The organism is Aeribacillus sp. FSL K6-8394 (assembly GCF_038008865.1).
In the GTDB taxonomy this organism is placed as follows: domain Bacteria; phylum Bacillota; class Bacilli; order Bacillales; family Aeribacillaceae; genus Aeribacillus; species Aeribacillus composti.
In genome coordinates this window covers 20,854-34,892 of record NZ_JBBPAA010000004.1, presented here as the reverse complement: position 1 = coordinate 34,892, position 14,039 = coordinate 20,854, and the positions used below count along the sequence as shown (strand labels likewise).

The 14,039-nt window shown below is 41.1% G+C and carries 10 protein-coding genes; 6 read left to right on the top strand and 4 right to left on the bottom strand.

Annotated elements, in window-relative coordinates:
* Window positions 1-543 precede the first annotated feature (543 nt).
* The 3 genes from NSR00_RS17450 to NSR00_RS17440 all read left to right on the top strand — a co-directional run bounded on the left by NSR00_RS17450 (window position 544) and on the right by NSR00_RS17440 (window position 4,195).
* Window positions 544-1,947, top strand: coding sequence for an alkaline phosphatase (locus NSR00_RS17450; RefSeq protein WP_340790015.1), 1,404 nt, complete (start codon window positions 544-546; stop codon window positions 1,945-1,947).
* A gap of 92 nt (window positions 1,948-2,039) precedes the next feature.
* On the top strand, window positions 2,040-2,738 hold the full coding sequence (locus NSR00_RS17445) for a hypothetical protein (protein ID WP_445659544.1): 699 nt from the start codon (window positions 2,040-2,042) through the stop codon (window positions 2,736-2,738).
* Window positions 2,739-3,226: 488 nt separating this feature from the next.
* Window positions 3,227-4,195 (top strand): IS4 family transposase, encoded by a 969-nt coding sequence (locus tag NSR00_RS17440; protein ID WP_340790011.1) that lies wholly within the window; start codon window positions 3,227-3,229, stop codon window positions 4,193-4,195.
* 922 nt (window positions 4,196-5,117) lie between these two features.
* Here the strand turns inward: NSR00_RS17440 and NSR00_RS17435 are convergent.
* The 4 genes from NSR00_RS17435 to NSR00_RS17420 form a co-directional block, all read right to left on the bottom strand.
* Window positions 5,118-5,780, bottom strand: a complete 663-nt coding sequence (locus NSR00_RS17435) for a hypothetical protein (RefSeq protein WP_340790009.1) — start codon at window positions 5,778-5,780, stop codon at window positions 5,118-5,120.
* Between the two features lie 205 nt (window positions 5,781-5,985).
* Window positions 5,986-7,167, bottom strand: coding sequence for an IS701 family transposase (locus NSR00_RS17430; protein WP_108898838.1), 1,182 nt, complete (start codon window positions 7,165-7,167; stop codon window positions 5,986-5,988).
* 114 nt (window positions 7,168-7,281) lie between these two features.
* Complete coding sequence (locus NSR00_RS17425) at window positions 7,282-7,848, bottom strand: hypothetical protein (RefSeq protein WP_340790006.1); 567 nt, start codon at window positions 7,846-7,848, stop codon at window positions 7,282-7,284.
* A complete protein-coding gene (locus NSR00_RS17420) occupies window positions 7,802-8,032 on the bottom strand; it encodes a hypothetical protein (RefSeq protein ID WP_340790004.1) in 231 nt (76 codons plus the stop codon). The genes NSR00_RS17425 and NSR00_RS17420 overlap by 47 nt, the downstream gene beginning before the upstream one ends.
* 299 nt (window positions 8,033-8,331) lie before the next feature.
* Here NSR00_RS17420 and NSR00_RS17415 point away from each other — a divergent pair, with 299 nt between their 5' ends.
* From NSR00_RS17415 to NSR00_RS17405, 3 genes are read left to right on the top strand one after another with little or no spacing between them, the layout of a single operon-like run.
* A complete protein-coding gene (locus tag NSR00_RS17415; RefSeq protein ID WP_340790002.1) occupies window positions 8,332-9,828 on the top strand; it encodes a class I SAM-dependent DNA methyltransferase in 1,497 nt (498 codons plus the stop codon).
* Window positions 9,818-11,104: a restriction endonuclease subunit S gene (locus NSR00_RS17410; protein WP_340790001.1), complete on the top strand. Its 1,287-nt coding sequence runs from the start codon at window positions 9,818-9,820 to the stop codon at window positions 11,102-11,104. Before NSR00_RS17415 ends, NSR00_RS17410 begins: the two co-directional genes overlap by 11 nt.
* Complete coding sequence (locus NSR00_RS17405) at window positions 11,101-14,031, top strand: type I restriction endonuclease subunit R (RefSeq protein WP_340790000.1); 2,931 nt, start codon at window positions 11,101-11,103, stop codon at window positions 14,029-14,031. Before NSR00_RS17410 ends, NSR00_RS17405 begins: the two co-directional genes overlap by 4 nt.
* The last annotated feature ends 8 nt before the right edge of the window (window positions 14,032-14,039 follow it).

The window sequence follows — 14,039 nt, the reverse complement described above, 5'->3', positions numbered from 1 at the left end:
AGTGGGCACCACTTATGCGAAGGTTAACTTTTCAATGAGCATGTATATAAATACATTGGTGGCTATATTTTTGCTTATTTTGTTAAATGTGCAAATTATAGCGGAGATTCCCGTTTTTGATATCAGTTTCATTTGGATTTCATTGTTCGGAATGCTCATATGCTTGCTTGGCCTCCTAAAAGAAGATCGATTCTACTCCTATTTAGGCGGCATCCTTCACTTCATCCTAATCATTTCTTGTATGGGAATGATTTGGTTTGGCTTAGGAATTAACTATCAGCCATAAGAAAACTCATGGAAATCACCAACTGAACTGTCACCTTGCAAATTCACATGTTAAAATTCATATTTCCATCTGGTAAAACAGAAAGTTTCGATATTTTATTTTGTCTACTTGACAGGGTAAGACCAAGTAAAAGAAATCCTTTTGTGATTCAAAATTCCTATTATTCCCTTTTTTACACAATTATTAAACTCGATTAAACAAGACTTAACATTTCTCCAATACAATTGTTCTTGAAAATTTTTGAGGAGGGTTTAAAATTGTTCAGAAAAAAAATCTTACCCTTGGCAGTTGTTTCTACCATTGCTTTAGGAAGTTTATTAGGAATGGGAAGCGTCACAGAAACAGATGCAAAAGAAAAGAAAGATTATGACCATGGAAAAGTAAAAAATATCATTTTTATGATTGGTGACGGAATGGGTGTATCTTATACTTCCGCATATCGTTATTTAAAAGACAACCCAAACACAAAATTCGTTGAGCGAACAGAGTTTGACAAATATCTTGTCGGTCAACAGATGACTTATCCTGAAGACCCTGCAGAAAATATAACTGATTCTGCTTCCGCTGCGACAGCGATGGCAGCTGGAATTAAAACATATAATGCAGCCATTGCTGTGGATAATGATGGTTCAGAAGTAAAAACCGTACTTGAAGCTGCAAAAGCAGCAGGTAAAGCAACTGGTCTTGTAGCCACTTCTGAAATTACACACGCAACTCCTGCAGCATTCGGTGCTCATGATGAACATCGTAAAAATATGAATGCTATTGCCAATGACTACTATGATGAATTAATCAATGGCGAGCATAAAGTCGATGTTTTGCTAGGGGGAGGAACCGATCTATTTATCCGTGAGGATCGTAACCTTGTGGAAGAATTCAAAAAAGACGGATACAGCTATGTGACGAATCGCAATGAATTATTAAAAGATCAAAACGAACAAGTTCTTGGTTTGTTTGCGGCAAGAGGACTTCCGAAAATGATCGACCGAACTGAAGACATTCCTTCCCTGGAAGAAATGACAAAATCGGCGATTAAGCGTTTAAGCAAAGATAAAGATGGTTTCTTCTTGATGGTGGAAGGAAGCCAGATTGACTGGGCGGGACACGACAACGATATTGTTTCTGCGATGAGTGAAATGGAGGATTTTGAAAAAGCATTCAAAGCGGCTATAGAGTTTGCAAAAAAGGACAAGCATACGCTTGTTATCGCTACAGCTGACCACTCTACCGGTGGTTACTCCATTGGAGCAGACGGCATTTATAATTGGTTCGGTGCGCCAATTAAAGCGGCAAAACGCACGCCCGACTTTATGGCACAAGCGATTGCCAATGGCGCCGATGTTGAAGAGACGTTGAAAAAGTATATCGATTTGGAATTGACGGCTGAAGAAATACAATCTGTGAAAGATGCCGCTGAACAAGGGAAAGCGGACAAGGATAAAGGTGTAAAAAGAGTCGATGATGCGATCGAACATATTTTTGACAAACGTTCACATACTGGCTGGACAACAAGCGGCCATACTGGGGAAGACGTTCCTGTTTATGCATACGGTCCGGGAAGTGAACGTTTCGTTGGACAAATAGAGAACACGGATCATGCCAAAATCATCTTTGATATTTTAGGAAAAGGAAAACAAAACATTGTCATTGAAGATAAGTAGTGATCAAAAAAGTATTGAAAAAGAACACCCATCCCGTTGCCCACTCAAGCAACGGGAACTTTTTTGATATGCATATGGAGGTTCAAACGATGATGAAAAAACTATTTTTGCTTACAAGTCTGATAACTTTGCTTGTCGGATGCGGCCAACATATAGATCACGGAAACAAGGCTCCTCATTCAAATACTCAACAGCAAACAAAAAACGAACTAATGGATAAGTCGACCAAAGATACAAAGCAAGATAAGCTACCAAAAGAGACAAACGAATATATTTCAAACCCGCAGGTAACAGATGACCAGAATTTACAAAGACCAGGTGATTATTATGTAGATGAAAAGGGAGAAGCTACTTTAAAGAAAATAAAAATCGTAAACAAGACATACAATGTTGGACCAATTCAACTTACAGTTAAAGACGTGAAAGTGATTCATTTAATTCCTGATTACAGCCTTATTGATTATTTTCACGCCTTAACGCATGAGGAACAGTTCGACTTTATCAAAGTATTCGTAGAGATCAAAAATACATCTTCACAGAAAGTAAATTTCGCGCCGGTAGCTTTATTGGAATCAAGCACAGGCGAGAAGTTTGATTGGGAAAAAGATATTTATCTTGAAAACTTACATGGGGAAATTGAAGGAAACGGCACGAAACAAGGTAATCTAGGGTTTATTCTAAAAGAGCCGAACGGGGAAGATGTGCAATGGGTGAAAATGATTACGAGTGACGTCGTTGACCCAAACAAGAAAATCATCAGTAAAGCAAAAGAAATAAGATTGGAATTTTAAATGAATTCCTTACTACCATGAACACCAATCTTCAACAGAGGCATCAAGGCTACGAGACAGGCGATTACAGATGCAGAAACAGCTTGGTTGAAGCTTTGGATTTTTGGCGGTATTAGAGAATCATTTAAAAGCTCGAGGATTTGAAGTGTACTTAACTAAAAACGAAAAACATATTCGTTTATATATGAGCGGCAGAAAAACCATTAAGGAATTTTCGACTGGATTTATCATGATAAAGGATTATGTTTAAAACGCAAATTTGAAGCATTCCTGGATCAAAATTTAGATACAGCAAGAAAAAAAGCTTTTATCGATGAATTATCGAAAAACTTATTGCATTCATCAAGTATGTGAAACAGTTGGAAATACATAATATATTATCAGGCGTGTTGATTATCCAATAAAATCCAAAGAGCATAGAAAAAAGAGCACCTTTCCTATAGAATGTAAGTAACCACACCAACAAACCCAGGAAAGAGGTGCTCTCTATGAACAAGCATACCACACTCCCGAATTTGATGCAAAAAATTGTGTCAGACGAAGACATGCAAACCATCACAGAAGCAGTCGGTTATCACGACTCATCTCGTAAATTTACCGTACGTACGTTAATCGACTTTTTCCTTCTCGCTGCTGTCCATGAGTGGAAGAGTTTTCGTCATGGTGCCGATGTTTCGACAACGGTGACAGTCGGAAAGAACCGCCTATCATGGGCGCCTTATCATGGGGAACGGTCAGGGATTAAACTGCATGTCGCTTATTCTCCTGAACACCAGTCACCAATGGATGCCATAGAAACAACCGGTCTACGCCACGATGGTCCTGTCGGGGAAGCGTTGACACATCCGAAGCAAATTCTTGTGGAAGATCGGGCGTATTTTAAAATCGAACGGATCGACCAATTTGCCGAAAATGGACAACTTTTTGTCATTCGCATGAAAGAAAATGTAGAGATTCATCGTCGTCACCGTTTACAGCGTCTTGTTTCTTCCGATTCCAATGTCATCACTGATTTTACTTGTCAGCTAGGAACGAAGCAATGCCGTTCGAAGAAACGTCATCGAGTGGTCATCTTTCGTGATGCCCATGGAAAGGAGATTCGCGTCGTAACTAATGTCTTTGACGTATCGGCAGAAAAGATTGCCGACATGTATCAAGAGCGTTGGACAGTCGAGGTCTTTTTTCGATGGATCAAGCAATACTTGAATGTACCTACCTTATTTGGGACAACAAAAAACGCCGTCTACAATCAGCTGTTTGCGGCGTTCATTGCCTATGTGTTATTGAGATGGCTATATGACCGAACAGAGAAACGAACGCAAACCACCCTCACGTTCATTTCTTTCGTTCGTCGGGTTTTATTTGGGCAACTTCCTCTCGATTGGAAATCAGAGATGGTAGCTGTCTTATTTGAGCATGCCCATTTTTACGGGAGAAGTATTCCTAATTTTGGATAATCAACAGCCGTGTTTTATCTTTATTCTATTTTTATTTAGTAAACGTGTTTTACTGGCTACAAACCGCTACATAAGTGCTTAGCACAAAAACAAAATGATTCTTACTCATATTTGGTGAACTGTAAAATTATTTAATGATTGTTCTGTTCTTAATTATTCGAAACTAAATTACCGGAAACATCATTATTTAGTTATTTACTTTATTGCACATATCTTTCGTTTTAAAATAATAGAAGCTTCTCCCAATAATGGGAGAAGCTTCTTCATGTGCGCCCGGCATGGGTGTAATCTATAGGGTGAAAGTCCCGAGCTGCGAAGGCAGAAGTAGCAGTTAGCTTAACGCAAGGGTGTCCGTGGCGACGCGGAATCTGAAGGAAGCGAGCGGCAAACTTCCGGTCTGAGGAACACGAACTTCATATGAGGCTAGGTATCACTGGGTGAGTTTGCAAGACAAAACAAAGCCCTTTCTGCCGAAGGTGATACAGAGTAAATGAAGCAGATGGATGGAAGGAAAGATTACACTCTTACCCGGGGAGGTCTGGCTGGCACGCCAAGTAACCTTGGTAACCTATCTAGTGATAGATAGCTGAACAGTCAGAAGTCAGCAGAGGTCATAGTATTAGTTGGTCTAGAACAACTAAGAAGGACCGAACAATTAAGAGAGAATAGCCCTTGGCATTCAGTGAGTCATGATGAACACAGAAAACGTAGTACCTCACTTGAGGGAGGAAGCGGTGAATCCCGTGGGAGACCTCTTGGAGGGTGGAGTGACCACTGGCATAAAGAGAACAGCTATTCACGGAAGTTATAAAGACTTGCGTCAATTATCTTAATTGAACCGCCGTATACCGAACGGTACGTACGGTGGTGTGAGAGGTCGGTGGTTAGTCACCCCCTCCTACTCGATTAGTATTATTAGTGATTATTTTTTCACGAAATATTTCTCCTCAACTATATTATTAGTATCTGGAAGTAGTTTAACTTTAATTGTTTCCCCTTCTTCCATGTCTGCATACTTTCTTTTTAATTTTTCCAAATCATCTATTTTTGTGTTATCATATGTCGCTTCCATCTTTTCAAGTGGAATAGTAGCACCGAATAGCTCAACCCTTGCTTCTTCACCTGAAGAAGTTACTTTTAGTATTAATCCTTTATTATTTTTTTGTTCATAAATATCAATAATGTTTTTTAGAGTTTCTTTTTCTGTAATGGTGCATGTAAGATTATTGAATCTTTTTTTGATAGTAGTATTTTCTTTTATGCTATCTAATACACGAATACCCTCCCTATCTTCCTTTGTTATCTTGTCAGGCAATGTAAATCGAACACCAAAAAATTGTTCTAATTCATAAAGATGTTGTAAAAAAGAAAATTTTTTACGCAAGTCATCATGATTACCTTTATTATCAATATGAAAATTTGAAGAAACTATAAAATCCTTATTAGACTTTAAATCTTTGAATGCCAAAGTTACTTGTTGACCCTCTGTATATATATAAAATTTTAAAAAATCTCGGTTAGCTTCAACATCATTGATATATTCATCTCTTACCTTAAAATTAATCTTAGCTTTATGCACACTCATTAATCCATTCTCATTCTTATTATTGATTAAGGGGAAAGTTATACTCACTAGAAGCTTTGAATTTTCTTGTCTACTGTTATCTAGCGTAAGAATATTGTTATTTCGATCAATTCCTCTGATACCCATTTCTAGATAATCAATAACTGTAGTTGAGCAATTTTCATTACAATAATTACCATGTAAAAAGAGACAAACGGAGTACCCCTTATGCCACATGAAGCTGTTTTTTAACGACATCAATGGGAATATCTTGTTTCGCTGCATCGTAAATAAACTCCACGAGGCTATGTCCTTTCTTCTTTCGAAGGAAGTCAAGCCCGGTAGAGAAATCGCTGTTGGATTCGACCATACTGTACACATAAGCGAGTTGCACCAAGATCCAATACCGTTTCACCGCCCGAACCTGACGAACACGGTACCCATCGAGCTTCAGCTGGTCTTTCGCTTGTCGAAAAAAGCATTCGATCGACCAACGCTGGGCATAGTAGCGCAAGATCTCTTCATCGCTTAGCTCCCGGTCGGTGCTCAAGACGCAGTGAAGATGTTCAGGTGTCATCGGCTGATCGGCTTTCCAAGCCAACAACACAACGGCATCATCGAGACCTTTCAGCGCTCCCTCGTAGCGATACACGCGATAACGCTCTTCTCCCACCGTGACGAGATGGGTGTCTTCCGGTTCGATGTAGCGTGCAAACTGCTTGGCTTGGATCGCAATGCCTTTTGGATAGAGAACCCGATTCGTCTTGAGCATCGCAATGACGTGGAATCCTTTTTTCAGGCAGGCTTCCACGAGTGTTTTCGATGGGTACCAAGAATCCATCAGCACATAAACAGAACCGTGCACATCCAAAGAAGAAAGCATCTCGATGGCCCATTGACCCTTGCTTTTCCCATCCGCCTTGTCGTAGAGGCGAAACGCAAAGGGAAAGGCTTGCGTCATCGTATGAACCATGAGCCAGACGAGAGAGTGTCCCCAAATCGACTTTTTGTCCGCGTGAGAATAATGCCAATTACACCCTTCAATAGCGTGTTTCGCCTGTGACGAAGGCTTCGTTTTTCGGCAGATCGTATCATCGATCGAAACAAAAATGGGGTGATTCTCTCGCTTGGCCGTTCGTTCCACATGACGAAGCATCCACTGCTGGAGTTTGCGAAGCAAGATTTCTTCATCCCAAGGGCTTTTCGTGAAAAAATGGCTCAGTGTCGTTCGATGGTTGGGATGAAAGCTCTCGTGATGCAGATCGGTCAAGGTTCCCGCAAATCCTTTCGTTGTCAGCGCATCGATAATATGAATGAGATGCTTCATGACCGGCTTAGAGAAATAAAGGGCCAGCCCCAACATTGCGAAAAACTTGTCGATTCCTTGGTGATGTGGTAGTCTATTCATGAGACATGAACCTCCTTGAGAATGGTTTGGTGACACATCTATTCTAATCAAGGAATCGGGTTCATGTCTCCTTTTTTGTTTTGTATGGATGTAAATTTATGTTAGTGAATTTGCTCATCTACAGTCAATAATAGAAAATTCTGGTTCATCTTTAATATAGAATTTTAATTTCATTGGTTCAGGTAATTGTTTAGGTTTAATTACCCATTTTCCTTCTTTGATAAATTCGCCTAGATTTGGAGTAGGAACTGGTTCATCACCTATCCAAGCATTCAATGTGACCATATCAATTTCAATTTCGTCTTGTTTGAAAAAAGCATCCTCAATAAGTTCATGAATATCCTTAAAGCCTTTCATTCGCTCTTTTGGAATTTTAAATTTTCCTCGATAGGTAAGAGGATATTTCTCTTTTGCTTCTTTAGTAAGGGGTTCGTGCTCAGCAACTATGCGTCCACCAATATTTTCAAATTTATATCTGTAGTGTGGGTAAAATGGATGCATTTTGCCTGCCTCTTCATGTAATTCTGCCAGTATCTGTACAGCACCATTATAGTCTCCTTTTTCAGCTAATCTCTTAAATTCGTCAAATTTGGAGTAATAATAAATAGTAATATGAGAGTTCTGGATGGCTATATTACGATTGCCCTTTTGATTTATGGTTTCTATCTTTTTGTTTATCATTGCGTTCACCTTTCTCGTAATTAATATTAATAGTTGAATTCATGTATGCGTTATTATTATTCCCTTCCTGATTAATCTTATTTAAGTTCTTATTTCTGTTTATGATTTTATATGTAGCAGTTCCTATTAATGCAGTAGCTACAATACCAGCTAAAACAGACCATATGAAAGTAGATAAATCCATATAAATGCTCCTATAATTTAATTTTTTAATTTTATTAGATTAATTTGATATTGACGAAAAATTACACTTTCATTTTCTATCATATGGTAATCTAACGAAAAAACTCAACTTGTGAATTTGTGGATTAAACACAATTTCTAGTGTTCTTAAATATCGATATTTTTATGTCAAGCATAAAATATGTATATAAAAATTACCATTCACTAGAAAATTGAACTTTTCACGTTATTTCAAGACAAAACCTTACATCATCTGTAAAATAAAATTAGACCATATTGACTACTCACAGGGGGTACACGATGGAACCGACAAAACAGAAACTGACACTGCAACAACTAGAGTCTCATTTATGGGAATCTGCCAATATACTACGGGGGTCAATCGATAGCTCCGATTATAAAAACTACATATTCGGTCTATTGTTTTTGAAACGACTAAATGACGTGTTCGTCGAAACTGCGGAGCGCATCGAGCGCGAAGAAGGAGAAGACTACGGATGGTACGACCGCGACGAGCACCAATTTTTTGTGCCGGAACGTGCGCGCTGGTCGTATATCACCTCTCTTACTCAGGACATCGGTGCGGCAATCAATAAGGCATTCGAAGAACTGGAGGAGGAAAATCCATCCCTCGAAGGCGTCCTTGCGAGCATCGACTTTAATGATAAAGAAAAACTGCCGGATAAGCTGCTAATGCAGCTGCTTCAACACTTCAGCAAAATCGACTTGCGCAACGAAAACTTATCCGATCCGGACATTCTCGGACGTGCTTACGAATATCTCATTAAACAATTCGCCGACGACGCAGGGAAAAAAGGTGGCGAGTTCTATACGCCTTCCCAAGTTGTTCGTCTAATCGTCAAACTCATTAGACCAGAAGAAGGGATGCGTATATGCGATCCGACGGTAGGAAGCGCAGGGATGCTCATTCAATCGGTAGACTACATCAAAGAAAAGGGCGGCAACCCTCGCAACCTCACACTACATGGACAAGAAAAGAACTTAAACACATGGGCCATTGCAAAAATGAACTTACTTTTGCACGGCTTAAGCGATCATCATATTGAAAAAGGTGATACGATCCGCGAACCAAAATTGCTCGATGAAAACGGAGAATTGCTTTTATATGACCGAGTCATCGCTAATCCGCCATTTTCTTTGAAAAACTGGGGGCGCGAAGAAGCCGAAGCCGATCCGTACGGTCGTTTCCGATTCGGTTTACCACCGAAAAACGCGGGAGACTATGCGTTCGTCCAGCATATGATCGCGACTCTCAATCATCGGGGAATCGCTGGGGTCGTTATGCCACACGGCGTTTTGTTCCGTGGAGGTGCTGAAGGGAAAATTCGCCAAGGTATTCTTGAAGAAGACTTGTTAGAAGCAGTGATCGGTCTACCGGCCAACTTGTTCTATGGAACGGGTATTCCGGCATGTATCCTTATTCTAAATCGCAACAAAACGCCGGAACGAAAAGGACACGTGCTGTTCATTGACGCATCGCGCGACTATCAAGAAGGAAAGAACCAAAATGTCCTTCGTGACCAGGACATTGACAAAATTGTATCTGCCTTTGAAAAATGGGAAGACCAGGACAAATATTGTCGCGTCGTTTCTCTCGAAGAAATCAAAGAAAATGACTACAACCTAAACATCGCTCGATATGTCGACACTACTGAAGAGGAAGAACAAATCGACATTGCCGGAGCTCTTCGCCAACTCCGTCAGTTGGAAAAGGAACGTGGGGAAATCGAAAAAGTGATGTATGAGTATTTGAAGGAGTTGGGGTATGGTGATTAAAAACAAAAAAATTCCAAATACATGGGATTTAAAAAGAATAGGAGATTTAGGTGAAATTGTTACAGGTTCAACCCCAAACACAAATGTTGATGAATATTGGAATGGAGATATACCCTTTGTTTCCCCAACGGATATGAAGGGAACAAGATATATTAAAAATACAGAACGGACTGTTACGTATAAGGGTGCCCAAGTAGGAAGAATAATTCCTAAAAATAGTGTTATGGTTACATGTATTGCTTCCATCGGAAAATTAGCAATTTCAAGCCAAGAATGCATAACTAATCAACAAATAAATACTATAATTCCGTACAAGGATTATAATCATGAGTTTTTGTATTATGCTATCAGTAACCAAATTCCTTATCTTCAAACATTAGCAGGTACTACTGCTGTTCCTATTATTAATAAAAAGACTTTTTCAAATGTATCAATACCAGTCCCACCAATTAACGAACAACGCAAAATCGCTGCCATCCTTTCATCTGTCGATGAGGCGATTGAAAAAACAGAAGCCATCATCGAGCAAACGGAAAAAGTAAAAAAAGGACTGATGCAGCAACTCCTCACCAAAGGAATCGGACATACGAAATTTAAAAAGACGGAGATTGGCGAGATTCCGGAGGAGTGGGAGGTTAAACAATTAGATAGTATATTTGATTTTTATGGAGGAATGCCATTTTCACGTTCTGCTTTGGGAGAAGAAGGTGTTTTCTACCTACACTATGGGGATATACACAAAACTGATAAAAGGGTTTTTAACATATATTCCGACTCCAAATGGCTTCCCCGACTAGATATTGATAAGAGAGAAATCAAAGAATATAGTCTTCTAAATACAGGTGACATTGTTTTTGTAGATGCTTCCGAAGATACAGAAGGAATCGGAAAAAGTGTAGTAATCATAAATGATGAAAAGAAATTATTTGTTTCAGGTCTTCATACCATCATTGCAAAAGAAAAAAAACCTATACTGGATTTAGGTTATAAACAATACTGTTTTTCTAATCCATTTGTAAGAAAACAATTTGTAAGAATTGCAACTGGCGCAACTGTATACGGAATTTCAAAAACTAACATCAAACAAATCAAAATCCCTGTCCCTCCTCTAGAGGAACAAAAGAAGATAGGAGATATATTACAGTCAATAGAAACTAAAATTCACAGAGAAAAAGAAAAGCTAAATCCCTTGATAGAGATAAAACAAGGCCTCATGCAAGTCCTACTCACCGGTAAAGTCCGAGTAAAGGTAGATGACGAGGTGGTGTCGTCGTGAGTTACGAATGGGCAAAAGAACGGCCGGTAGAGTATCGGCTCATCAGACAGCTAGAAGGCCTGGGATATACGTACCTTCCGGGGAGCGCGCTGGATTCCGAGCGCGCGTCCTACCGGGATGTCGTGCTCGAAGGACGACTGCGTCAGGCGATTCAGCGCCTGAACCCGTGGATCGACGACATCAACCTGCATAAAGTCGTGCGCATGGTGACGCATATCAACGCCGCGAGCGTCATGGAGGCTAATGAGAAGTTCTACGACATGGTCGTGAACTATGTGTCCATTCAGCAAGACCTCGGGAAAGGGAAGAAAAGCCAGACGGTCAAGTTGATTGACTTTGACAACCCTGACAACAACGAATTTTTAGTGGTGAACCAATTGAAAATCAGTGGGCCGATGACGACCATCATTCCGGATATCGTCTTGTTTGTCAACGGTCTGCCGCTTGTCGTCATTGAATGCAAAAGCCCTACTAAGACACATCCAATCAATGAGGCGGTTCAGCAGCTTCTTCGCTACCAACAAGAAGCAGAGCGTCTCTTCCACTACAACCATGTCGTCGTGGCGACGTGCAATGAACAAGCTAAATTCGGATCTATTGGCGCAAGACTGCGACACTTTGGAGAATGGAAAGACCCGTATCCGCTCAAAGTTAGCGATATTGGTGACAATCCGACACGTCAAGATGTGTTAGTGGCGGGAATGTTCTCGAAGAAGAACCTGCTTGATATGATCCAAAACTTTGTCGTCTACGAGGCGGAAGGCGGACGCACGATCAAAAAAGTGTGTCGCTATCAGCAATTCCGCGCCGCGAACAAAGCAGTTGAACGGATTTTAACAGGAAAGACGCCGAAGGAACGGGGCGGCGTCGTATGGGCAACACAAGGATCAGGAAAAAGTTTGACGATGCTATATCTATCCGTTAAGTTGCGGCGTCTGAAAGAATTGCGTAACCCGTCCATTGTCATCGTTACAGATCGTACCGATTTGGACGAGCAAATCACCAATACGTTCCGTCGCTGCGGTTTCCCGAATCCGCAACGTGCTGAAAGCGTCAAAGATTTGCGTGAATTATTACGAACCGCAACAGGCGCGACCATCATGACGACAATCCAAAAATTCCAAGATCACGCTGACGACGGAGAAGATTTGCTTTTAAATGACGCCGACAATATCTTTGTCCTCGTCGATGAGTCGCACCGCACCAATTACGGTGGACTGGCGATGAATATGAGAGCATCTCTTCCAAATGCGGTATACATCGGATTTACAGGCACACCAATTGACAAAGAAGACCGTAGTACGGTCCAAACATTTGGTACGTACATTGACACATACACCATCCAACAGGCCGTTGAGGACGGGGCGACAGTCCCGATCTATTACGAAAGCCGCCTACCGGAGTTACGGGTTGAGGGCGAGTCGCTGGACGCAATTTTTGAACGCGTCTTCCAAGACTATTCCAAAGAGGAACGGGAACAGATCAAGAAGAAATACGCGACAGAGGAGGCAATTATCGGAGCACCGCAGCGCATTCGCCGGATCTGTCTTGACATCATTGAACATTACGAGAAACATATCGCGCCAAATGGCTTCAAAGCACAAATTGTCGCGATTAACCGCGAAACTGCCGTGCTGTACAAAGAAATTCTCGATGAACTAAACGGACCAGAATCGGTAGTTATCATATCTCCTAACAACAACGACGATGAAAGGCTCAAAAAATATCATTTAACCAAAGAACAGCAAAAACATTACATCGAACGCTTTAAAAAGCCGCTACATGAGGACAAGCTGGCGTTCATTATCGTGTGCGATATGTTGTTGACGGGGTTTGACGCGCCGATCGAGCAAGTAATGTACCTCGATAAGCCGCTAAAGGAACATAACTTGCTCCAGGCGATCGCAAGAACGAATCGGACCTACGACAAGAAGACATATGGCCTCATCGTCGACTATTACGGCGTGTCCGCGTTCCTTAAGCAAGCATTAGCCATTTTTAACCCGACGGACATCCAGGGAGCGATGACGTCGATCCAGTCAGAGATACCGCGACTGCAGTCGCGACATCGCGCCGCCATGCGCTTTTTTGACGGCGTCAATCGCGACGACATTGAAGCGTGCATGAAAATCCTAGAACCCGAAGACGTGAGACACGCCTTTGACCGAGCGTTTAAACGCTTCTCCGAAAGTATGGACATGATTATGCCAAATCCAGCAGCAAAGCCATATCATGAGGACCTTAAATTTTTAGGAAAAGTGCGTCAATACGCGCGCAACCGCTTCCGAGACGAGCAGATGGACATCTCTGACTGCGGCGAAAAAGTGAAGAGACTCATTTACGATCACATCTACGCAACCGATATAAAAGCGCTTCATCGCCCAGTCAGCATCCTAGAAAAAAATTTCGATGCTCACGTGAAAAATTTATCTACTGACCAAGCGAAAGCGTCGGAAATGGAACACGCGATCCGCCATGAAATTCGAGTGAAAATCAACGAAAATCCGGTGTATTACACATCGCTGAAGGAACGACTCGAACAGCTCATTCAAGCGAGAAAAGAGAAGCGAATAAATGACGCCCAGCTCGCATTTGAGTTGGAAAAATTGATTGAGGAGATGCGCGGACAATCTAAAACCATTGAAGAAGAAGGCCTGACGCCGCAATCCTATCCGATTTTTCAATTGTTGCAAAAGGAATGGACCGATCAAGAAGAAGAGAAAGAACGGCTAAAAGAAATCACCCAGATCATTGTGGAACATATCGAAGGCCTCGTCGTCATCGACTGGGTTAACAAAGAAGACGTCAAACGCGAAATGCGTAAAAAAATCAAGCGCCAGCTCCGGACAAGCAAATGCCCGTCCGATAAAATCGAGCCACTTGCTCAGCAAATCGTTGAACTGGCGGAAATCCATTACAAAAAATAAGGCACCCT

Bases quoted from the DNA above. Each gene is read 5' to 3' on its own strand.
- NSR00_RS17445 (WP_445659544.1), top strand. From the start codon at position 2,040: ATGAAAAAACTATTTTTGCTTACAAGTCTGATAACTTTGCTTGTCGGA.
- NSR00_RS17440 (WP_340790011.1), top strand. From the start codon at position 3,227: ATGAACAAGCATACCACACTCCCGAATTTGATGCAAAAAATTGTGTCA.
- NSR00_RS17435 (WP_340790009.1), bottom strand. From the start codon at position 5,780: ATGAGTGTGCATAAAGCTAAGATTAATTTTAAGGTAAGAGATGAATAT.
- NSR00_RS17430 (WP_108898838.1), bottom strand. From the start codon at position 7,167: ATGAATAGACTACCACATCACCAAGGAATCGACAAGTTTTTCGCAATG.
- NSR00_RS17425 (WP_340790006.1), bottom strand. From the start codon at position 7,848: ATGATAAACAAAAAGATAGAAACCATAAATCAAAAGGGCAATCGTAAT.
- NSR00_RS17420 (WP_340790004.1), bottom strand. From the start codon at position 8,032: ATGGATTTATCTACTTTCATATGGTCTGTTTTAGCTGGTATTGTAGCT.
- NSR00_RS17415 (WP_340790002.1), top strand. From the start codon at position 8,332: ATGGAACCGACAAAACAGAAACTGACACTGCAACAACTAGAGTCTCAT.
- NSR00_RS17410 (WP_340790001.1), top strand. From the start codon at position 9,818: ATGGTGATTAAAAACAAAAAAATTCCAAATACATGGGATTTAAAAAGA.